The sequence below is a fragment of the Bradyrhizobium sp. USDA 4506 genome, assembly GCF_054058795.1.
In genome coordinates this window covers 680,441-701,193 of record NZ_JBSSBM010000002.1, presented here as the reverse complement: position 1 = coordinate 701,193, position 20,753 = coordinate 680,441, and the positions used below count along the sequence as shown (strand labels likewise).

Below are 20,753 nucleotides of genomic sequence, written 5' to 3'. Positions count from 1 at the left end.
CGCTGTCATCAAACCATGGCAGGAACTTTGCTTGCCTGTAGCAGTTGTCCGCTTGGCGAAAACCGGATTTGGAGCCTGTCGTGATCGATCCGAAAACGCTTCTCGAACGCGCCGCGCAATTGACCGATCAGGCCAAGAGCGAGGAAGAAGCCGGCATCCGCGAGCGGCTGCTACGCATGGCCGAGCATTACCGCGACCTGGCCGCGCATGAGGCCTGGGCGAACGAGAACCCGCCATCGGTCGGCGCGATCACCAGTGCGCTCAGCCCCCGCGCACATTGACCTGTTCTTCGTCAGCTCACGCGAATGCGATAGCCCAGTGACTGCCGCGCGCCCGGCGCGATGTGCATGAGGCCGGGCTTGCCGGCGAACTCGCCATCGAATTCGACCGGGCTGGCGAAACCGTGCCACGGCTCGATGCAGAGGAACGCCGCGCCGCCGACCTTCGACCAGACACCAAGTTCGCGAAAGCCGCGCCAGGACACCTCGATCGCGGGCCCCTGCGCAGCAGCAAAGCGAACCGACGCGCTCGCAACCTGATCGAGGATCATGGCGTCGTCATCGAACAATTGCTCGGACAACGCCAGCACCCTGCCCCTGATCGGAGAGGGCTCGGCCTGCGGCCGCATCAGCCCGCCCTCAAGTCGCCGGATCGGCGTCGGCTCGTCCTTCGCGAAGGTCAGCGCGTAGGCTTCCTTTGCCAATCCCGGAAGCAGCGGCCAGTTGAAGGCGGGATGACCGCCGAGCGAGGCCGGCAGTGTCTCGGCGCCGGTGTTGACGATGTCGAAGGCGACGTCGAGATCGGCGCCATCAACGGTATAGGTGACCTCGAGCCTGAACGCGAAGGGATAGCGCGCACGCGTCTCCGCATCGTCGGTGAGCGCGAGCTTGCAGGATCGGGGCCCCTGCTCCACCCAGGCAAAGCGGCGGTCGCGCGCAAAGCCGTGCTGCGTCATCGGATAGGTCTTGCCGTTGTGGCGCAGCGTATCGTTCTTCAAGCGGCCGACGATCGGGAACAGGATGGGCGCATGGCGCGGCCATTGCGGGCCGGCCTGCCACAACAGTTCGGTCCCGTCGGCATTTCTGAGCGACGACAATTCGGCGCCCTGCGCCGAAATAGTCGCGGCGATTCCATCGCTGCGCAGCGTGTGACTGTCGCTCATGCCTCGCCTCGCCGGGTTGCGGTATGCCCCGACAGGAGATGTTCGAAGCCGGCGAAGCCGTCAACCCCAAAGCAATGGGGCCGCCCACGCGTGGCGGGCCACGCTCCGGGCCTAACCGGTAATCTTGGAGAAATCGGGCTGGCGGCGCTCGGCAAAGGCGGCAAAGGCCTCGCGTGCTTCCGTACTCATCAGCCGTTCCTGGAAGATCTCGCCCTCGCGCGCCATTTGCGCGCTGATCCTGGCGGGGTCGCGCATCAGCGCCTTGGTGTGCTGGAGCGAGCCGAACGGCCGCTTCGCCAACGCGTCCGCCGCCGCGCGTGCCTTGGCGCGCAGGTCCGCGAGCGGCACAACCGCGTTGGCGAGGCCGATCGAGACCGCCGTCTCCGCCTCGACCGGTTCGCCGAGCGCGAACATCGCATAGGCCCGCGCATAGCCGATGCGCTGCGGCAACAGATAGGTCGAAGCCGCCTCCGGCACCAGCGCCAGATTGACGAACGGCGTGATCAGCCGCGCGGTCGGCGCGAGGTAGACGAGGTCGCAATGCAGCAGCATGGTGGTGCCGATGCCGACCGCATTGCCCTGCACGGCGGCAACCAGCGGCCGCGTCGCCTTGGCAAGCCCGGCAAGGAAGCGCGTCACGTGGCGCTCGCCCTGCACGCCGCGCGACACCGCCGCGAAATCGGCGAGATCGTTGCCGGCGGTAAAGCTGTCGCCGTCGCCCTGCAGCAGCACGGCGCGGATCGCAGAATCGCTTTCCGCGCGCTCGAGCGCATCGGCCATCGCGCCATACATCGCGTTGGTGATCGCATTCTTCTTGTCCGGGCGCGCCATCGTCATGGTGAGGACACCGCCGTCCAGCGCTACGACCACTTCACTCATGCTTCACTCCTGTTGCTCGCTTCTTGCTTGACGCGTCTTCTTCACGCGAACCGGTAGCCACTTCGCTTGAAGACGCTCTAGCTGTCCTTGCCTTTCGGAAACTTGTCTTGCAGGCTGGTCAGCCAGCGCGACACCACGTCGATCTCCGCGTCCGAGAACCCGTCCATCAGACGGTTGTTGATCGCCCTGGTCCGCGTCGCGGCGCGTTTGCCGAACTCCTGCCCCGCCGCGGTCAGATGGAGCCGCTGGCTGCGGCCGTCCTCGCCATCGCGCCGGCGCTTCACGAGGCCTGCACGTTCCATCCGGTCGGCGAGCCCGCTCATCGCCGACGGCACGATGTCGAGCGCCTGCGAGACGTCGCCGATCAGCGCGCCGTCATTGCGCCCGAGAAAGAACAGCACGCCTGCCTGGGCCGACGTCAGATCGTGCGTGGCCGTCTCCTGCTCGATGGCGCGTTGCAACCGGCGATAGGCCACGGTCAGAAGAAAGATCAGCCGGTGTTCCGCTTTCATGCCGTCCGTTATATATTTCGCACGCGAAATATCAAGATACTTCGTGCACGAAATATCCGACGCTGCGGCGAAGTCCGCTGGCTGGTTTTGCGGCGTGCACAAAGCCATGGTGTTCCCTCAAAAGCCCGGCCTGCATATCGACTGGAATGAGCTCCCGCCGACGGTTGATTGCGACATTTTGATCCTGTCGCTGGATCGTCGCACTGCGGCCCAGCAGAAAATCCTTGATCGACATCGATCAAACGGGAAATCTTCCCACCCGGGAGCCGCCCGGTTGCGTTGCGGCACCGGCGGGGTCACGAGAGTGTCATGACGTTAGCGGCAAGTCCGGCCAAGGAGCGTGTTGTCCGCCCAAAGCGGCCGCGCCATCTAAGCGAAGCCATGCGCTGTGAGACCGCGTTTCGCCTGATCCTGTCCGAATGCCTCGAGGAAGTCGCGACCAATCACGAGGCCATGAGTTCCGGTGATTCCGCCGCGCTGCACCAGACCCGTATCGCGCTGACGCGGCTGAAGGCGGCGATCGCCTTCTATGGGCCGATGGTGGCGGACACCGAATGGACGCGACTGAAATCCGAGTTGAGATGGCTGAGCGCCCATCTCGGCGCCACGCGCGACCTCGACGTCGCGATCGAGAACAGCAAGGGCCTGCCTGAAGAAGGCATGCTCCAGACGGCGCGAACCGACGCGTTCGAGGCGCTCAAGGAGGCGTTGCAAAGCGATCGATACTGGCGATGGTTCGACGGCATGTGGGACTGGGTCGGCAGCGGCCCCTGGACCACGCGGCAGGACCCCCGCGCCGCGCAGCGGCGAGCCGTGCCGGTCGCGGTGTTTCACGCGCGGCGGCTGGCGCGATGGCATGGCAAGCTGTGCCAGAAGAGCCGCGGGCTGCAAGGCATGGGCAAGAACAAGCGCCACCGCGTCCGTCTCGCCAGCAAGCGGCTGCGTTACGCCATCGAGTTCTCGGAGGGCGGCTTGCCTCCCGACGAATACGCGTCATGGCGGATTATCCTGAAGCATCTGCGCAAGGGACAGCAATTGCTCGGCGAATTGAACGATGACGAGGTCCGTCGCGGGCTGCTCGAGAGCGTCGATGCACCCGCGCAGCGCGCCCACGAGCGCAAGGCCAAGCACCAGCGCCTGCACGAACGGAAGCGCAAGAGCCGGCTGCTGCGCCACGCCGCGGCGGTCTATCGAAAAATCTCCGACTGAACGCGCATCAGCGCAACTCCGTCGGCGCGCGGATACCGCTCGCGTTGACGACTGCGCCTAGGAATGATGTATAAAACATCACTTATTGCCCTTGTGCCATCATTACTTGATGTGCATAAATGACATTCAAATAGACGCGACTCCCACATCGACGGCCATCAATCGATGATCACCGCGGCGCAGCTACGAGCGGCCAGGGCCTTGCTCGGCATCGACCAACGGCAGCTCGCCGAACTGTCCGGACTTTCGGTGCCAACCATCCAGCGGATGGAGGCGAGCGAAGGAACCATTCGCGGCAACGTCGACTCGCTCGTGAAACTGATCGACGCGCTCGGCACAGCCGGCGTCGAGGTCATCAATGAGGGCGCCGTCAGCAGTGGCGGCGGCCGCGGGGTGCGATTGAAGGCCGGATCAGGCTCACCGAAGGTGCGGACATGATCCCGGCGGTCACTCAGCAGATCTGGTGTGTAGCCGCCCTGCTGGGAACGACCGCTCTCGCGATTGCAACGAGCAGATCGCGCCAATCGACAGCCATCGTCTACGGCGCGACTTTCGCGATTTCGCTGATCGCGCTGGCCGGGGCCATGATTTCGCTCATCTCCCGTACCAGCGCGACGGAACTGGCCCTGCCGATCGGGTTGCCCTGGCTGGGATCGCATTTCCGCCTCGATGCGCTCGCCGCATTCTTTCTCGTCGTGGTCAATCTCGGCGGTGCGGCCGCAAGTCTCTATGGCCTCGGTTACGGCAGCCACGAATCCGCGCCCCAGCGCATTCTTCCCTTTTTCCCGGCGTTCCTGGCCGGCATGAATCTCGTCGTGCTCGCCGACGATGCGTTCACCTACCTCTTGTGCTGGGAATTCATGTCGCTCGCCTCGTGGGCGCTCGTCATGGCGCATCACCGTGACGCGGATAATGCCCGCGCAGGCTACGTCTATCTCGTGATGGCAAGCTTCGGAACGCTGGCTCTGTTGCTTGCCTTCGGCCTGCTGGCGGGAGCGGGCGGCAGCTACAGCTTTGCGGCCATCCGCGCTGCTCAGCACACCCCGTCCGAAGCCGCACTGGTGCTCGCGCTGATGCTGCTCGGCGCCGGGTCGAAAGCCGGCCTGATCCCGTTGCACGTGTGGCTGCCGCTGGCTCATCCGGCCGCGCCGAGCCATGTCTCGGCGCTGATGAGCGGCGTGATGACGAAGGTCGCGATCTACGGATTCATCCGGGTCGTGTTCGATCTGCTCGGGCCGCCAAGCTGGTCGGCGGGTGTCGCGGTTCTCATCCTCGGCGGCGCCACGGCCGTCATGGGGATCCTCTACGCGCTGATGGAGAAGGATCTCAAGCGCCTGCTCGCCTACAGCACGATCGAGAACATCGGCGTCATCTTCGCAAGCCTCGGCCTTGCGCTGGCATTTCAGGCGAACGGCCTTGGCCTCGCGGCCGCCCTCGCCTTCACGGCCGCATTGTTCCACGTGCTGAACCATTCGTTCTTCAAGAGCCTGCTGTTCTTCGGGGCCGGCGCGGTGCTGACGTCGACCGGCGAACGCGACATGGAGAAGCTGGGCGGCCTGATCCACCGCATGCCGCTCACGAGCTTCGTCTTTCTGGTCGGCTGCGTCGCGATCTCGGCGCTGCCGCCGTTCAACGGGTTCGTGTCGGAATGGCTGATGTTTCAGGCCGTCCTGCAGAGCCCCGACCTGCCGCAATGGCTGCTGAAGATCATGGTGCCCGCGGTCGGCGCCTTGCTGGCGCTGGCCGCGGCGCTCGCCGCTGCATGCTTCGTCAAGGCCTTCGGAATCACATTTCTCGGCCGCGCGCGGAGCCCGGCCGCGGAAGCCGCCGGCGAAGTCGATCGCTATTCGCTCGCCGCGATGTTCAGCCTCGCCGTGCTCTGTTTCCTCGCCGGCATTCTGCCCGGCCTGGTGATCGACGCGCTTTCGCCGGTCGCGCAGACCGTGATCGGCCACCGGATGCCGCTTCAGGCGGACGATCCCTGGCTCTCGATCGTGCCGATCGAGGAGAGCCGCAGTTCCTACAACGGATTGCTCGTCTTTGCATTCATCACCGCCGCGGCGTCGCTCGCGGTGTACTTTATCCATCGCTTTGCGTCGCGCGCGATCCGGCGCGGACCGGCCTGGGGTTGCGGCTTCTCCGACCCGACACCGGCGGCGCAGTATTCCGGCGTGAGCTTCGTGCAGCCGATCCGCCGCGTGTTCGGCACGCTGGTTTTCCAGGCCCGCGAGCATGTCGACATGCCCGCGCCGGGCGAACTGCGGCCGGCCCGCCTCAGGGTCGATATGCACGACCTGGTCTGGGAGCGGCTCTACACACCCGTGACTGAACTCGTGTGGTTCTTCGCCGATCGGCTGAACCAGCTCCAGTTCCTGACCATCCGCCGCTACCTCAGCCTGGTGTTCGCAACCCTCGTCACATTGCTGCTGGCGCTCGCGATATGGTCGTGATCTCCGACATCCTCGTTCAGCTCGGCCAGATGGCGCTTGTGCTGCTGCTCGCGCCGCTGCTGACCGGCGTTGTGCGCAAGATCAAGGCCCGCCTATTGCGGCGGAGAGGACCGTCGATCTTCCAGCCCTACCGCGACCTGCTGCGGCTGCTGCGCAAGGAGGTCGTGCTCGCCGAAAACGCGTCCTGGCTGTTCCGTGTCACGCCCTATGTGACGTTCGCGGCCATCTGGGTCGCGGCGGCGCTGGTCCCGACCTTCGCGACCGGCCTGCAATTCAACTGGAGCGCCGACCTGATCGCGATCGTCGCCCTGCTCGGCAGCGCGCGCTTCTTCCTCGCGCTTGCCGGCATGGACGTCGGCACCAGCTTCGGCGGCATCGGCTCCAGCCGCGAGGTGATGATTGCCGCGCTCGCCGAGCCGGCCATGCTGTTGATGGTGTTCTGCGTCGCGCTGATTGCCGGCTCGACGCAGCTGTCGACGGTCGCGACCTTCATGGCGTCGTCGGAAGTCGGACTGCGCGTCTCGCTCGGCATGGCGATGATCGCCCTCATCATGGTGGCGCTCGCCGAAAACGCGCGCATCCCGGTCGACAACCCGGCGACGCATCTGGAGCTGACCATGGTGCACGAGGCGATGATCCTCGAATATTCCGGGCGCCACCTCGCCATGATCGAGTTCGGCGCCTTCCTCAAGCTGCTGCTCTACATCTCGCTGATCATCTGCGTGTTCTTCCCGTGGCAGATCACCACCGAAGGCGCGGGCCCGCTGTCCTATCTGGTGAGCGTTGCCGCCTACATCCTCAAGCTTGCGGTCGCGAGCTTCCTCCTTGCCGTGTTCGAGACCGCGACGGCCAAGATGCGGGTGTTCCGCGTCCCCGAATTCCTCGGCGCGGCGCTGATGCTCGGCCTGCTCGGCACGCTGCTTCGGTTCGTGTCACGGGGCTTCTGATGCACAACCTCGCCTTCGACATCGCCCATCTGCTCGCCGGCGGGCTCGTGCTGATCAGCTTCATGATGCTGTACCAGGACCGCCTGTATGCGCTGCTGAACATCTTCGCACTTCATGCCGTGGTGCTCGCAGCTTCCGTCGCCTGGCAGGCCTTCATCCAGAATGCGCCGCATCTCTACGTGACCGCGGCCATCGCACTGGTCTTCAAGGCGATCGTCATCCCGGTGGCGTTGCATCGGATCATCAAGCAGCTCGGCATTCATCGCGATATCGAGACCGCGGTGAGCATCGGCCCGACCATGCTTGCCGGCATGGGGCTCGTCGCCCTGTCCATGGTGCTGATGCTGCGCGTGACCGGCGCCGCCGATCCGCTGGCGCGGGAAGACCTCGCCTTCGCGCTGTCGGTGGTGCTGCTGGGATTGCTCGTCATGGTGACGCGGCGCAACGCCGTCAGCCAGGTCGTCGGCTTCATGTCGCTGGAAAACGGCCTGGTGCTGGCCGCGACCGGCGCCAAGGGCATGCCGCTCGTCGTCGAGATCAGCGTCGCCTTCTCGATCCTGATCGCATTCATCGTGATCGGCGTGTTCCTGTTCCGCATTCGCGAGCGGTTCGACACCGTCGACGTCGGCGCGCTCGATGAATTCAGGGGGGAGCGCCGATGACTGCCGCGTCGGATGCCGTCACCTGGGTTTTGTTGATACCGATCACCGCCGCGGCGGTGCTGGCCGCGCTGCCCGGTTACCGGCTGACCGCGGGCCTCAATGTCGTGGCCAGTCTCGGCACCTTGCTGGCCGCGCTTTCGCTGCTCGTGGCCGAGCGCCCGCAACCCGGCCAGTACCTGCTGATCGACGATCTCAACATCGTCTTCATCGTGCTCAACACCTTCGTGGGATTCACCACGAGCGTGTTCAGCGCCAGCTATATCGCCCATGAACTCGAAACCGGACGGCTGACGCCGGGCTATCTGCGATTCTACCATGCCATGTATCAGGTGATGATGTTCGGCATGAACCTCGCATTCGTGTCGAACAATATCGGCCTGATCTGGGTCGCGGTCGAGGTCGCGACGCTCACCACCGTGCTGATGGTCGGCATCTACCGGACCCATGCGGCGCTGGAAGCGGCCTGGAAGTACTTCATCCTCGGCAGCGTCGGCATCGCGCTGGCGCTGTTCGGTACGATCCTGGTGTACATGGCCGCACTGCCGGTGGTCGGCGAGGGTCAGGATGCCATGGTGTGGACGGTGCTGATCAGCCGTGCGGCGACGTTCGACCCGGCATTGCTCAACGTCGCCTTCATCTTCCTGCTGCTCGGATACGGCACCAAGGTCGGCCTGGCGCCGCTGCACGCCTGGCTTCCGGATGCGCATGCCGAGGGCCCGACCCCGATCTCCGCCGTGCTCTCCGGCCTGCTGCTCAACGTCGCGCTCTACGCGGTGCTCCGCTTCAAGATCCTGCTCGCCGCCAATCCGGATGCGATATCGCCGGGCCCGCTGATGGTGACGATGGGGCTGACCTCGCTGCTGTTCGCGGCCTTCATGCTTTACCGCCGCCGCGACATCAAGCGGCTGTTCGCCTACTCCTCGATCGAGCACATGGGCATCATCGTGTTTGCGTTCGGCATGGGTGGCCCGCTCGCCAACTTTGCCGGCCTGCTGCACATGGTGATGCACAGCCTCACCAAGTCGGGAATCTTCTACGCGGTCGGCCACATTGCGCAGGTGAAGGGCACGCAGCGGATCGCCAACATTCGCGGCCTGACCGAGACGCATCCGGCACTCGGCTGGAGTCTCGTGATCGGCGTGGTCGCGATCGCCGGCCTGCCGCCGCTCGGTATCTTCATGAGCGAATTTCTCATCGTCAGCTCCACTTTCGCGCGCCAGCCGCTGCTCGCCATCCCGCTGGTGTTCGGCCTGCTGCTCGCCTTCGGCGCGCTGATCCTGCGCCTGACCAGCCTTGCGTTCGGCGAGCCGCGCGGCAATGCCGCGCCGGCGGATGCGTCCTATTTGCCGATGTTCGCGCATTTCGCGCTGGTGCTGACTGCGGGCATCTACCTTCCGGGACCGCTGGTCGTCTGGTTCCAGCACGTCGCCAACCTGCTGGGTTAGCGCGAGGGAGAACGGGATATGCCGAGGTTGATCGATCTGATCCGGGCGGGCCACAGGATCGAACGACATCATCCATGGCCGCGCGCCGTGGTCGACGGCGATACCTGGCGCGCCGCCGCTCACGCGCTTGCGGATGGCGGCCTGAGCCTGCTCGGGCTGTGGGGCGAGCCCTCGCGCGTGCACATGGCCGTCCTCGACGACCGCACGTCCGATATCGGCGTGATCAGCCTGGATTGTCCCGATCGCCAATTTCCTTCGGTTGCGGCCCATCATCCGCCGGCGCTTCGATTAGAGCGCACCCTGCACGACCTGTTCGGATTGCAGGCGACAGACACACCGGATTCCCGTCCCTGGCTTGATCACGGCCGTTGGCAAACGCGCTTCCCGCTCGGCGAACGTCGCGATGCATCGGCGGACGCCGCGCCTTATCAATTCCTTCCGGCCGAGGGGGACAGCCTGCATCAGATCGCAGTCGGTCCGGTGCATGCCGGCATCATCGAGCCCGGGCATTTCCGCTTTACCGCGAGCGGAGAGACGGTCGTCCGCCTCGAGCAGCGGCTCGGCTACACCCACAAGGGCGTCGAAGGGCTGATGGCGGGCAGCACGATCGAGCAGGCCGCGCGGCTCGCCGGCCGGGTCTCCGGCGACAGCACGGTCGCCTATGGGCTGGCGTTCGCGCAAGCCGTCGAGGCCGCGCAGCGGATTGCCGTGCCGCCGCGCGCGCTGTTGCTGCGCGCGCTGATGGCGGAACTCGAGCGGCTGGCCAATCATCTCGGCGATATCGGCGCGATCTGCAACGATGCGTCATTTGCGTTGATGCAGGCGCATTGCGCCGTGCTGCGCGAATCCGTGCTGCGCGCGGCCGACGCTGCATTCGGTCACCGCCTGATGCGCGACCTCATCGTTCCCGGCGGCGTCGCGCGCGATATCGCCGGCCATGGAGCCGACGCGATCCGGGCCGCGCTCGACCAGATCCGCCGGCATTTCCCTGCGCTGGTCGAGCTCTATGACAACACCGCCTCGTTGCAGGACCGCACCGTCAGCACCGGTATCGTTGCTCCAACGCTCGCCCGGCAATTCGCCGCCGGGGGCTATGTCGGGCGCGCGAGCGGCCGCGACCATGACGCCCGACGCAAGCCCGGCTATCTCCCCTATGATGGCCTCCGCTTCGAAGTCCCCGTCCTCAGCGACGGCGACGTCAACGCCCGGGTCTGGATCCGGATCCGCGAGGTTGAGCAGAGTCTCGCGCTGGCGTACCAGATCCTGATCGGCCTCGAGGCCGGCCCGGTGCAAGTGCCGCTGCACAATACGGCGGAGCCTTGCGAGGGCATGGCGCTCGTCGAAGGTTTCCGCGGCGACATCCTGGCCTGGCTGCGCCTGAACGGCGATCGGATCGAGCGATGCCATCTGCGCGATCCGTCGTGGTTTCAGTGGCCGCTGCTCGAGGCGGCCATCGAAGGCAACATCGTGGCGGACTTCCCACTCTGCAATAAGTCGTTCAACTGCTCCTATTCCGGGCAGGATCTCTGAGGGCTTGAGGCGATGCGCAAACTTCTGTTCCAGAGCCTGTTTCGCCAGCCATTGACGGAGCAAGCGCCGCGCCCCGATGACGCTGCGCTCGCGGAGCTGGCGGCTGCCGTCGGCCACACCGCACGACGACGCCTCGGCCGCAGCCTCTCGATCCGCGAGGTTGATGCAGGCTCCTGTAACGGATGCGAGCTGGAAATACACGCGTTAAGCAATCCGTATTACGACGTCGAACGGTTTGGACTCCGGTTCGTCGCCTCGCCTCGTCACGCCGACGTGCTGCTGGTCACGGGTCCGGTCACCAAGAACATGCGCGAGGCGCTGGAGCGCACATACCGTGCGACGCCAGATCCCAAATGGGTCGTCGCTGCGGGCGATTGCGCGAGGGATGGCGGATGCTTCGCCGGCAGCTACGCGGTGGTTGGCGGGGTCTCCGCGGTTGTTCCGGTCGATCTCCACATTCCGGGTTGCCCGCCTTCGCCGATCGCCATCCTGCGGGGCCTCGTGTCCTTGCTCGAGGCGGTCGACGCCGGGGTCGCGGCAAGGTGAAAGCACGGAAAGAAACGAGCACCTCCGCCCGCACCATGGGCGAGGCGCGCTAGTGTCCCGAATCCGAAGTTCGCATCATTTGCCGCACCTTCGGAGCGAACTTCGGATTCGATAAGGACACTAGCAAACTTATGATTTTAGTGTGCTTTATGAATGCGAAGTTCGTGAAAGTGGCTGCCGCGAAATCACACGAACTTCGCATTCAGCACACTAGCCGCTGTCGCGCAGCACCAGTTCGAAGCCGAGATCGACGCGGCGCTCGCCGCCGCGCTCCAGCGTCAGCGTCGCCGCGGTGCGGCCGATCGCGTCGCCGTGCACGCTGATCGTGCTCAGGGTCGGCGAGATCAACTGGCCCATTTCGAGATCGCCAAGCCCGATCACGGCGACCGGCTGCGCCGATGCAGGCCCGTCGCGCAGCAGCCCGGCCTTGCGCAGCCCGGACATGAAGCCGATCGCATGCGCATCGTTGGCGGCGAACACCGCGTCGACACCAGGCAGGCGAGCATGCGCCGCCACGCTGCCGGAATCCTTGCGGTCCAGGATCAACCGGCGCGGCTCGGCAAGGCCGCTGGCCAGCGCCTCGTCCCTGAAGCCGAACCAGCGGCGCGTGCCGCGCGGATCGTCGCCGCCGATGAAGGCGAGCTGCTTGCGGCCCTGCGCGACCAGATGCTTCGCGACGGCGACACCGGCCTTGTAATTGTCGAAGCCCGCGACCGCGTCGATCGGGTTTGCCGGCAGATCCCAGGTCTCGACGATCGGGATGCGCGCATTGCGCAGCAGGCGGCTGGCCTCCTCGGTCGCCGGCGAGCCGACCATGATGATCGCCTCGGGCCGCCGCGACAGCAGCGCCGCCAGCATGCGGTCCTCGCGCTCCGCGTCATAGCGCGACTGCGCCAGGATCACGGAGAAGCCGAGCGGCTCGAGCTTATCGGACAGGCCCTGCACCGTGTCGGCGAAGATCGAGTTGGCGATGGTCGGCACCAGCACGCCGACCGAATTGGTCCGTGCGCTCGCCAGCGCGCCCGCCACCAGGTTCGGGATATAGCCGAGGTCGCGCATCGCCTGCTCGACCCGCGCCCGGGTCTCCGGGGCGACCAGGTCGGGCATCCGCACCACCCGGCTCACCGTGATCGAGGAAACGCCGGCGCGCTTGGCCACCTCTGAAAGGGTGGGCGCGGCACCGGCCGGGCCAGTCCCGGGGGCGGTCAGTTCGGAGCTCATGGGCCGGAGCCTGCACGATTCCGGGTTGCCAAGCCATGATGTTAGCGCTAGCATCACCTCATGTTAGCGCTAACATGGAACAAAAAGGGAGAAACGGCATGATTTCGGACGAACAGGCCCAGGCTTACAAACGCGACGGCGTGATCGTGGTCCCCGAGGTGCTCAACCAGGAGACCTTAGGCAAGGTGCGCACGGTCCTCGCGGAGCTCGTGGCCGGCGCCGCCAGCGTGAGCGAGCACACCGACGTCTACGACCTCGAGCCGGGCCATTCGCCTGACAATCCGCGCGTCCGCCGCATCAAGGCGCCGCACAAGGTGCACCCGATCTTCGACGAGATCGTGCGCAGCCCCGCCGTGATCTCGATCCTCACCAAGCTGATCGGCCCCGGCCTTCGCCTGCACGGCTCCAAGCTCAACATGAAGTCGGCGCAATACGGCTCGCCGGTTGAGTGGCATCAGGACTGGGCATTCTATCCGCACACCAATGACGACATCCTCGCGATCGGCGTGCTGCTCGACGATTGCGATATCGAGAACGGTCCGATGCTGGTGACGCCGAGGTCGCACACCGGCGCCACGATGTGGGATCATCACGGCGAGGACGGCCACTTCGCAGGCCTGATCGATCCGGACCAGATTCAGGACGACATCAAGCGCGCGGTGCCCTGCATGGGCAAGGCCGGCAGCATGTCGTTCCATCACGTGCGCGCGCTGCACGGCTCGGCAACCAACACGTCGAACCGGCCGCGCAACCTGCTGCTCTATGAAGTGGCCGCGAGCGACGCCTGGCCGCTGATGGGCGTCAAGGACTTCGACGAATTCAACAGCCGCCTGCTGGCGGGGCCGCCGGTGGTCGCGCCGCGGCTCACCGACGTACCGGTGCGGATGCCACTGCCGCCGGCCAAGCGACAGGGATCGATCTACGAGACCCAGTCGGCGTCGAAGAAATCCTACTTCACGCGCGCCGCTTAAGACCGACCACAATGCCCGCGGCCAGGCCGCGGGCATTGCTGCTTTCACGAGCACGATCCGCCGCGACAAACGCGGAGATCGTGCCCGATCAAAACGACCATAAAAACCAAAACAACGGGGAAACGAATGACCGAGATGGCAAGAGATGGCGCTCGCACATCGCGCCTGCGTGTGATCCTGGCCGCAAGCATCGGCTCCGCGCTCGAATGGTACGACTTCTTCCTGTACGGCACCGCCGCCGCGCTGGTGTTCGGCGAATTGTTCTTTCCGAAGAGCGATCCGGTGGTCGGCACGCTGTTGTCGTTCCTGACCTTCGGCGTCGGCTTCGTGGTGCGGCCGTTCGGCGGCCTTTTGTTCGGCATCCTCGGCGATCGCTATGGCCGCAAGCCGGTGCTGGTCTCCACGCTCCTGATGATCGGCATCGGCACCACCGCGATCGGCTTCCTGCCGACTTATGGGCAGATCGGGATCTGGGCGCCGATCCTCCTGGTCGCGATGCGCGTCATCCAGGGCCTTGGCGCCGGCGCCGAATATGGCGGCGCGGTGATCTATCTGGTCGAGAACGCACCGCCGAAGCATCGCGGCTTCTGGGGCGGCTTCGCGCCGCTCGGCGTCTCCGTCGGCAACCTGCTTGCGGCCGGCGCCTTCGCGCTGGTGACCATGCTGCCGCGCGAGGATTTGATGAGCTGGGGCTGGCGCCTGCCCTTCCTGGCGAGCTTCCTCCTGATCGTGGTCGGCATCTTCGTCCGCATGCGCATCACCGAGACGCCGGTCTACACCGAGGCGGTGGTCGCGCGCGGCAAGGTCGAGAGCAATCCGGCGATGGAAGCGTTGCGCCGACACCCGCGCAACTTCTTCGTCGTGCTCGGCGCCCGCATGGCCGAGAACGGGCTCGGCTATTTCTTCCCGGTGTTTGGGCTGAGCTACGTGATCACCACGCTCGGCGTGCCGAAAGCCGAGGCGCTCAGCGCGCTGATGCTGGCATTCACGGTCGAACTGTTTGCGATCCTCGGCTTTGCGGCATTGTCGGACCGGATCGGGCGGCGGCCGGTCTACATGTTCGGCGCGCTGGCCGGCGTGGCGCTCGCCTTCCCGTTCTTCTGGATGGTCGGCACCAAGGAGTGGATCATGATCGCGCTCGCCTTCATCCTGGCGCGCGCCGTGGTAACGGCGGCGATGTTCGGGCCGCAGGCGGCGTATTTCGCCGAGCTGTTCCCGCCGCAACGCCGCTTCGCGGGCTTTGCCTTCGCCCGCGAGCTCGGCTCGCTGCTGTCGGGCGGCCCGGCACCGTTCGTCGCCACCGCACTGGTCGCGGCCTACGGCACCTGGTGGCCGGTCGCCTGCTACGCGATGTTCCTGTCGGCCTGCACCGTCGTTGCGATCTGGATCGGGCCCGAGACCTACCAGGAGAACATCGCCGCCGACGAAGGCGAACAGGCCGAGCTGCCCACGGCGATCCCGGCGCGGGCCTGACCGGTGGCGCAGCAACTGCGCGTCCTGCAGTCGCTCTGGGCGATGGAGCGACGGCTGGCCGATGAGGGCGAATGGCCGCTGCAAACCCAGCTCGCGATGATCCGCGATGCCGGGTTTGACGGCGCCGGCGTGCGCTTCATCGATCCTGTCTTTGCGCGCGAGGCGACGAGCTTCCTTCGCGCGCATGGCATGATCTGGCAGGCGCAATGCTACCCGAAGAGCGTCGACGACCTGAAGCCGGTGCTCGAGCTGGTCGCCCGGCTCGGCACCGATCATGTCAACCTGCAGCCGGACGTTCGGCCGCGCCGGCTCGCGGATTGCATTCCGCTGCTCGAAGGCTGGCGGCGGCTTGCCGCCGAGGCCGGCGTCGCCGTGCATGTCGAGACCCATCGCGACCGCATGACGACCGACCTGTTCTTCATGCTCGACCTGCTCGACTGCTTTCCCGATCTGCGGCTCACCGCCGATCTCTCGCATTATCTGGTCGGCCGCGAATTCGCCTGGCCGGTCGACGACGTCAACCACGCGATGATCCATCGCATCCTCGACAATGCCTGGGGCATCCATGGCCGCATCGCGAGCCGCGAGCAGGTGCAGATCTCGCTCGGCTTTCCGCAGCACCAGGGCTGGGTGTCGCTGTTCATGGGCTGGTGGGACTACGGCATCCGCTCCTGGCGGAAACGCGCCGGTCCCGACGCGACCCTGACCTTCCTGTGCGAACTCGGTCCCCCGCCCTATGCCATCACCGGGCCCGACGGCAGGGAATTGTCCGACCGATGGCAGGATGCGCTGGTCATGAAGGACATGATCCGCGCGCTGTGGGATCGTATCGCGAACGAGCCGCAGGGCCCGCTCCCGCATTGATTCAAACAGGCCGCGGCGGCATCCTGAACGCCCACAATCCGGAACGCCGCGAGGACCCGTGCGCGACCGCTGGGCTTATCCGCTTCGATGCCTCGTCGCCGTCTCGGCCGTGGCAACCTTCGCGCATACGAAGGCGGCCACGGCAGAGCTTGCCCTGAATGTCGCGACCCTGCCGCGCGTCGCGACCATCGACCCGCGCTTTCAGTCCTACAACATCGAGATGGTTGAGGTGACCGGCGGAAGGTTCTGGAAGCCTTATGCAACCGCCGCCACGCGTCGGCGTGCAGAGACAGAGCGGTTCGCAGCTCGCGCTCCGATCGACCTGCACGATGGCAGGCTTCGCAAGCTCGCCGCAGCCCTCTCACCCGTCTATCTGCGCGTCAGCGGCACCTGGGCCAACAGCACGTTCTTTGCGGATTCCGAGACGCCACCGGCTGCACCGCCGGCCGGCTTCAACGGCGTGCTGACGCGACGGCAGTGGCGGGACGTGATCGAGTTCTCGCGCGCCGTCGACGCTCCGATCGTCACGTCCTTTGCGATCAGCGCGGGCGCGCGTGACGCCGCGGGGCAATGGAGCCCCGAGCAGGCCCGGCAACTTCTCGCTTTCACGCGATCCGCAGGCGGGCGTATCGCCGCAGCCGAGTTCATGAATGAGCCCGATCTGCCGGCCATCGGCAGCGCCCCTGACCGCTACGATGCTGCGGCCTACGGCCGGGATTTTGCAGCGTTCCGCGCCTTCATGAAGGACACCGCGCCCGACGTGACGATCCTCGGCCCCGGCACGATGGGCACCGGCGCTGAGGCCCAAGCGCTTTTCGCCGCATCGGCAGCCGGCGTCGACGCGGTCTCTTATCATCATTATGGCGCGCTGTCGGCGCGATGCGGCGGTGATCGCAGGGCAAGGCATGCATTGTCGGACGAATGGCTGGCGCGAACCGGCGAGAGCCTCGCCCTCTACGAGACGCTGCGCGACCAGCTTGCGCCGGGCAAGCCGATCTGGCTGACCGAGACGGCCGAGACCGCATGCGGCGGCAATCGCCTGGCCGCAACCTTCACCGACACGTTCCGTTACCTCGATCAACTCGGACGGCTGGCCAAGGCCGGCGTCCAGGTGGTGATGCACAACACGCTTGCGGCGAGCGACTACGGGCTGCTGGACGAGCGAACTCATCTGCCGCGGCCGAACTATTGGGCTGCGCTGCTGTGGCGGCGGTTGATGGGCACCACCGTGCTCGATGCCGGTATCGCGGAGCGTCACGGCTTCCATGTCTATGCGCATTGCGCGCGCGACATGCCCGATGGAATAGCCATACTCGTCATCAACAACGACCGGCGGATGCGGCACAAGCTCACGCTCTCAGCCGCCTCGCAACGTTACACGCTCGCGAGCGAAAAGCCTGCCGACGGCAACGTTCAGCTCAATGGCGCGACGCTCTTGCTCGGGACCTCTGACAGTATCCCCGCTCTCAACAGCGTAGCGGCTGTCGCCGGAACGATCGTCTTTGCACCCAGAACGATCACGTTCCTGATCGTCGCCGACGCCGGCAACGCCAATTGCCGGTAGCGGCCCGACGTCGCCTTACGCCGCGTCGCGGCCGGCGTCGGAGGATTCCGGCGGGCGCGCCACCAGATGGCCGAGCATGATGGCAGTCATCAGCCGCTCCATCTCGAGCCGCGCGGTGACATGCGACATGGTCGGCCGGCTACCGAGTGCGAGCTGGCTGACGTCGTCGATCGCCGTCAGTCCGCGCGGGTAGAATTCGCGGAAGATCACGCGTTCGGCCAGGCCATCGACCAGACGGAAATTCAGCGTCTTGGACAATTCGCTCAAGGCTTCGCCGACCAAGCGCTTGTTGCGTGACCCGAGCGTGGAGAGGCGGTTGCGCAGCACCACCCACTCGAATGCCGGCTGATCGTGTGCGCTGCGCTGGCGCCGCGCCTCCTCCACCATCTTCGAATAGTGGCTGATGCCGGTCACCTTGAACTCGTTCGGATCGACGGTGCCGAGCACGTCGAAATCGAGGAAGCTGTCGTTGAGCGGCGTGATCAACGTGTTCGCCAGCGAATGCGTGAACGTCGTCAGATAGGTGTCATGGCCGGGACAGTCGATGACGACGAAATCGTGCGACCGGCCGAGCCGCTCGACGATCTCGGCAAGCGCGCTGCGCCCGAGCGTCTCGACCTCGCTGCTCCTGCCGCTCACCGTCTCGAAGCACATATGCGCGGGAACGCCGAGATCCAGCGAGGTTTCCCGCGCCCAATCCCGCCGGTTCTCGACGTAGTGCGTCAGCGACTTCTGCTTGTTATCGAGATCGATGGTGGCGACGCGCTGACCCGCCTTGATCAGCGCGATGGCGACGTGCATGGCAATTGTCGACTTGCCCGAGCCGCCCTTGTTATTTCCGACAACTATTACTCGTGCGTTTGTCATGGGAATCCATACCGGACGCTTGAGTGAAAGCAGGACGAAACAGAATTTAATGAATGGATCGAATCTCCCTGATTCGATGAATCTCGACAAGAGTCGCTGCTCCATTGCCGTGATCGAAATCAAGAAGCTGCGACATCATTGTCACAGCTTCTTCGAGCACGTATCGTGAACGCAACTAGTGGCTCGTCACAGTGATTTTGACGGTTTGATACCGAGCCAGCTTAGGATCGGCAAGCTCTCTGGCGGCACGAGGATTTCGATGCTTCTGGGGATATCGGCTCGACGGCGAATGAGGCCGTTACGTTCGAGCGTGACGATCATCTGATGGACTGAGGGCGGGCTAACACCGAAGTGACGCTGCATGTCGGCTTCGGCGGGGGGCCGTCCGAACATGTGCGAGTAGGTATAGATGAAAGCCAGATAATGGCCCTGCTTCTCGGTAAAGCGTGCGCCTGATTTTTGACTCATGGATCGATTCGTCCGGAGCCTCCGACAGGGAGGCGAACGATGAATGTACGGTACCGGGTTGAATTGAGCCAAGCCGAGCGAGAGGAACTGACGGCGATGCTGAGCGGCGGCAAGCATGCCGCTCGCAAACTCAAGCGGGCCCAGATTTTGCTGGCGGCCGACATCGGCAGCCGCGACGAGGAGATTGTCCGGACCGTCAGAGTAAGCGCCTCCACCGTCTATCGGACCAAACGCCGCTTGGTGGAAGGCAATCTCGATCGGGCCTTGAGTGAGGAGCCGCGTCCCGGTGCGGAGCGCAAGCTGACCGGCAAGGAGGAAGCCCTGCTGGTGGCGACCGCATGCGCCAAGCCGCCCGCTGGCCGGAGGCGCTGGACGCTGGCGCTGCTGGCCGACGTGATGGTCAAGCTCACCGATCATGACAGCCTGTCGGGCGAGACCGTGCGCCGCCGGCTGGCCGATAATGACCTCAAGCCGTGGCGCAGGGACATGTGGTGCATTCCCCATGTCGATGGCGAATACGTCGCCCGCATGGAAGATGTGCTCGATCTCTACGCTGAAGCGCCTGATCCCGAGCGGCCGCTGGTCTGCTTCGACGAAACCCCCGTCCAGCTCATCGGCGAAGTGCGCCAGCCGATCCCACCCGAGCCGGGAAAGCGCGAGCGTTACGATTACGAGTACCGCCGCAACGGCACCGTCAATCTCTTTGTCGCCCTCGATCCGCATCGGGCCTGGCGTAACGTCAAAGTCACCGAACGGCGCACCGCCGTGGATTATGCTCACTGCATGCGCGAACTCGTCGATGTCCATTACCCCAAGGCCGCCTGCATCCGTGTCGTGCAGGACAATCTGTCGATCCATGCCCCCGGCGCCCTCTACCAGGCCTTTGCCCCCGCCGAGGCCCGCCGCATCCTGCGCCGCCTCGAGTTCCACTACACCCCGAAACACGCCAGTTGGCTCAATATGGTCGAGATCGAGATCGGCGTGCTCCAAGGGCAGTGTCTCGGCCGCCGGATCGACGATCCAAAACGCCTTAGAAACGAGATCGCAGCATGGGAGCGGCAGCGAAACAAAACTCGCGCCCGTATCAACTGGATGTTCACAACGGACAAAGCTCGCACCAAACTGGGGCGCGCCTATCCAGGCATACCCAAAGAGTCAAAATCACTGTGACGAGCTACTAGCGTCCTTGAAACACAGCGGCGCGGCGCTCCACGAAGGACTTGATGCCCTCGGCCGCATCTGATGTGTTGAGCACGCGTTCGCGGATCTGCGGGATGATCGCAATTGCCGCCTGCTCGCCGGCTTCGATGAACTTGCGGCCCGCCTCCTTGGTCACCTGGATTCCAAGCGGCGCATTGCGCGCGATGATCTCCGCGAGCGCCATTGCACGTTCGACCTGCTGGCCCGCCGGCACGACTTCCTGCACGAGACCGATCCGATGCGCCTCGGCGGCGGTGAACTCGTCGCACAGCAACAGGTGATACATCGCATCGCCCCACCCGGCGCGGCTGATATAGCGGAAATGCGCGCCCGCCAGCGGCGCGATGCCGCGCTTGGCTTCCATCTGGCAGAAGCGGCTGTCGTCCGCGGCGATCACGATATCGCCGGCCAGCATCATCTCGATGCCGACGGTGAACACGATACCCTGCACCGCCGTGACGATCGGCTTTCGGCAGCGCTTCGACAATCCGAACGGGTCGACGTTGCCCTCCGGCAGCGGCTTGCGCGTCGCCGTCGGACCGAAGAATTTCGGCATGTCGAGACCCGCGGTGAAACTGCCGCCGGCGGCGCAGAGCACCCCGACCCAGAGGCCGTCGTCATTGTCGAGCAGCGTCAGCGCGTCGGAAAGCTCAGCCATCATCTCCGGACTGAAGGCATTCTTCTTCGCGGGATTGTCGATGATGATCTTGAGGATATGGTCGTGCCGCTCGTGGCGGACCCGCCCTTCGCTCGCGCTGCCGGACATCAGTTCCTCCCTGCTTT

23 protein-coding genes are annotated in these 20,753 nt (G+C 65.3%); 15 read left to right on the top strand and 8 right to left on the bottom strand.

What is annotated here, in order from left to right:
- Positions 1 to 80: 80 nt before the first annotated feature.
- Entirely contained in the window at positions 81 to 281 is a 201-nt protein-coding gene (locus tag ACVIHF_RS05715; RefSeq protein ID WP_168857972.1) for a hypothetical protein, read from the top strand.
- 11 nt (positions 282 to 292) lie between these two features.
- Here ACVIHF_RS05715 and ACVIHF_RS05710 read toward each other — a convergent pair whose 3' ends face one another.
- The 4 genes from ACVIHF_RS05710 to ACVIHF_RS05695 all read right to left on the bottom strand — a co-directional run bounded on the left by ACVIHF_RS05710 (position 293) and on the right by ACVIHF_RS05695 (position 2,788).
- The gene (locus tag ACVIHF_RS05710) at positions 293 to 1,162 is read right to left on the bottom strand and encodes an aldose 1-epimerase family protein (RefSeq protein WP_456791855.1); all 870 of its coding nucleotides are present in this window, start codon (positions 1,160 to 1,162) and stop codon (positions 293 to 295) included.
- 111 nt (positions 1,163 to 1,273) lie between these two features.
- Positions 1,274 to 2,041 (bottom strand): enoyl-CoA hydratase-related protein, encoded by a 768-nt coding sequence (locus tag ACVIHF_RS05705; RefSeq protein WP_456791854.1) that lies wholly within the window; start codon positions 2,039 to 2,041, stop codon positions 1,274 to 1,276.
- A gap of 77 nt (positions 2,042 to 2,118) precedes the next feature.
- The gene (locus ACVIHF_RS05700) at positions 2,119 to 2,553 is read right to left on the bottom strand and encodes a MarR family winged helix-turn-helix transcriptional regulator (RefSeq protein ID WP_057015246.1); all 435 of its coding nucleotides are present in this window, start codon (positions 2,551 to 2,553) and stop codon (positions 2,119 to 2,121) included.
- 31 nt (positions 2,554 to 2,584) lie between these two features.
- The gene (locus ACVIHF_RS05695) at positions 2,585 to 2,788 is read right to left on the bottom strand and encodes a hypothetical protein (RefSeq protein ID WP_253603051.1); all 204 of its coding nucleotides are present in this window, start codon (positions 2,786 to 2,788) and stop codon (positions 2,585 to 2,587) included.
- Positions 2,789 to 2,862: 74 nt separating this feature from the next.
- Between ACVIHF_RS05695 and ACVIHF_RS05690 the strand changes: the two genes are divergently transcribed.
- From ACVIHF_RS05690 to ACVIHF_RS05655, 8 genes are all read left to right on the top strand, one after another.
- Positions 2,863 to 3,762 (top strand): CHAD domain-containing protein, encoded by a 900-nt coding sequence (locus ACVIHF_RS05690; protein WP_253603053.1) that lies wholly within the window; start codon positions 2,863 to 2,865, stop codon positions 3,760 to 3,762.
- Between the two features lie 165 nt (positions 3,763 to 3,927).
- Complete coding sequence (locus tag ACVIHF_RS05685) at positions 3,928 to 4,200, top strand: helix-turn-helix domain-containing protein (RefSeq protein ID WP_253603054.1); 273 nt, start codon at positions 3,928 to 3,930, stop codon at positions 4,198 to 4,200.
- Positions 4,197 to 6,212 carry a hydrogenase 4 subunit B gene (gene hyfB, locus ACVIHF_RS05680; RefSeq protein ID WP_253603056.1) on the top strand — a complete coding sequence of 672 codons (2,016 nt, stop codon included), beginning with the start codon at positions 4,197 to 4,199 and terminating at the stop codon, positions 6,210 to 6,212. Before ACVIHF_RS05685 ends, hyfB begins: the two co-directional genes overlap by 4 nt.
- Positions 6,203 to 7,159 (top strand): respiratory chain complex I subunit 1 family protein, encoded by a 957-nt coding sequence (locus ACVIHF_RS05675; protein ID WP_253603058.1) that lies wholly within the window; start codon positions 6,203 to 6,205, stop codon positions 7,157 to 7,159. Before hyfB ends, ACVIHF_RS05675 begins: the two co-directional genes overlap by 10 nt.
- A complete protein-coding gene (locus tag ACVIHF_RS05670) occupies positions 7,159 to 7,821 on the top strand; it encodes a hydrogenase-4 component E (RefSeq protein WP_016843065.1) in 663 nt (220 codons plus the stop codon). Before ACVIHF_RS05675 ends, ACVIHF_RS05670 begins: the two co-directional genes overlap by 1 nt.
- The gene (locus ACVIHF_RS05665) at positions 7,818 to 9,266 is read left to right on the top strand and encodes a hydrogenase 4 subunit F (protein WP_253603060.1); all 1,449 of its coding nucleotides are present in this window, start codon (positions 7,818 to 7,820) and stop codon (positions 9,264 to 9,266) included. Before ACVIHF_RS05670 ends, ACVIHF_RS05665 begins: the two co-directional genes overlap by 4 nt.
- 18 nt (positions 9,267 to 9,284) lie before the next feature.
- Complete coding sequence (locus tag ACVIHF_RS05660) at positions 9,285 to 10,796, top strand: hydrogenase large subunit (RefSeq protein WP_253603062.1); 1,512 nt, start codon at positions 9,285 to 9,287, stop codon at positions 10,794 to 10,796.
- A gap of 12 nt (positions 10,797 to 10,808) precedes the next feature.
- Positions 10,809 to 11,342 (top strand): NADH-quinone oxidoreductase subunit B family protein, encoded by a 534-nt coding sequence (locus tag ACVIHF_RS05655; RefSeq protein WP_253603064.1) that lies wholly within the window; start codon positions 10,809 to 10,811, stop codon positions 11,340 to 11,342.
- 210 nt (positions 11,343 to 11,552) lie between these two features.
- Here ACVIHF_RS05655 and ACVIHF_RS05650 read toward each other — a convergent pair whose 3' ends face one another.
- On the bottom strand, positions 11,553 to 12,563 hold the full coding sequence (locus ACVIHF_RS05650) for a LacI family DNA-binding transcriptional regulator (RefSeq protein ID WP_253603065.1): 1,011 nt from the start codon (positions 12,561 to 12,563) through the stop codon (positions 11,553 to 11,555).
- Between the two features lie 98 nt (positions 12,564 to 12,661).
- Between ACVIHF_RS05650 and ACVIHF_RS05645 the strand changes: the two genes are divergently transcribed.
- From ACVIHF_RS05645 to ACVIHF_RS05630, 4 genes are all read left to right on the top strand, one after another.
- A complete protein-coding gene (locus ACVIHF_RS05645) occupies positions 12,662 to 13,534 on the top strand; it encodes a phytanoyl-CoA dioxygenase family protein (protein ID WP_092090388.1) in 873 nt (290 codons plus the stop codon).
- Positions 13,535 to 13,660: 126 nt separating this feature from the next.
- The gene (locus ACVIHF_RS05640; protein ID WP_076824407.1) at positions 13,661 to 15,007 is read left to right on the top strand and encodes an MFS transporter; all 1,347 of its coding nucleotides are present in this window, start codon (positions 13,661 to 13,663) and stop codon (positions 15,005 to 15,007) included.
- Between the two features lie 3 nt (positions 15,008 to 15,010).
- A complete protein-coding gene (locus tag ACVIHF_RS05635) occupies positions 15,011 to 15,871 on the top strand; it encodes a sugar phosphate isomerase/epimerase family protein (RefSeq protein ID WP_253603072.1) in 861 nt (286 codons plus the stop codon).
- Positions 15,872 to 15,929: 58 nt separating this feature from the next.
- Positions 15,930 to 17,435 (top strand): hypothetical protein, encoded by a 1,506-nt coding sequence (locus ACVIHF_RS05630; protein ID WP_253603074.1) that lies wholly within the window; start codon positions 15,930 to 15,932, stop codon positions 17,433 to 17,435.
- A gap of 15 nt (positions 17,436 to 17,450) precedes the next feature.
- Here ACVIHF_RS05630 and ACVIHF_RS05625 read toward each other — a convergent pair whose 3' ends face one another.
- Entirely contained in the window at positions 17,451 to 18,236 is a 786-nt protein-coding gene (locus ACVIHF_RS05625) for a division plane positioning ATPase MipZ (protein WP_253603076.1), read from the bottom strand.
- Here ACVIHF_RS05625 and ACVIHF_RS05620 point away from each other — a divergent pair.
- A complete protein-coding gene (locus tag ACVIHF_RS05620) occupies positions 18,235 to 18,471 on the top strand; it encodes a hypothetical protein (protein ID WP_253603078.1) in 237 nt (78 codons plus the stop codon). The two genes, ACVIHF_RS05625 and ACVIHF_RS05620, sit on opposite strands and share 2 nt — an antisense overlap.
- 17 nt (positions 18,472 to 18,488) lie before the next feature.
- Here the strand turns inward: ACVIHF_RS05620 and ACVIHF_RS05615 are convergent, their stop codons facing one another.
- Positions 18,489 to 18,770: a LexA family protein gene (locus ACVIHF_RS05615; RefSeq protein ID WP_310885818.1), complete on the bottom strand. Its 282-nt coding sequence runs from the start codon at positions 18,768 to 18,770 to the stop codon at positions 18,489 to 18,491.
- Positions 18,771 to 18,809: 39 nt separating this feature from the next.
- Here ACVIHF_RS05615 and ACVIHF_RS05610 point away from each other — a divergent pair, with 39 nt between their 5' ends.
- A complete protein-coding gene (locus ACVIHF_RS05610; RefSeq protein WP_076829362.1) occupies positions 18,810 to 19,940 on the top strand; it encodes an IS630 family transposase in 1,131 nt (376 codons plus the stop codon).
- A 7-nt stretch (positions 19,941 to 19,947) separates the two neighbouring features.
- Here the strand turns inward: ACVIHF_RS05610 and ACVIHF_RS05605 are convergent, their stop codons facing one another.
- Positions 19,948 to 20,736 carry a crotonase/enoyl-CoA hydratase family protein gene (locus ACVIHF_RS05605; RefSeq protein ID WP_076824401.1) on the bottom strand — a complete coding sequence of 263 codons (789 nt, stop codon included), beginning with the start codon at positions 20,734 to 20,736 and terminating at the stop codon, positions 19,948 to 19,950.
- Between the last annotated feature and the right edge of the window lie 17 nt (positions 20,737 to 20,753).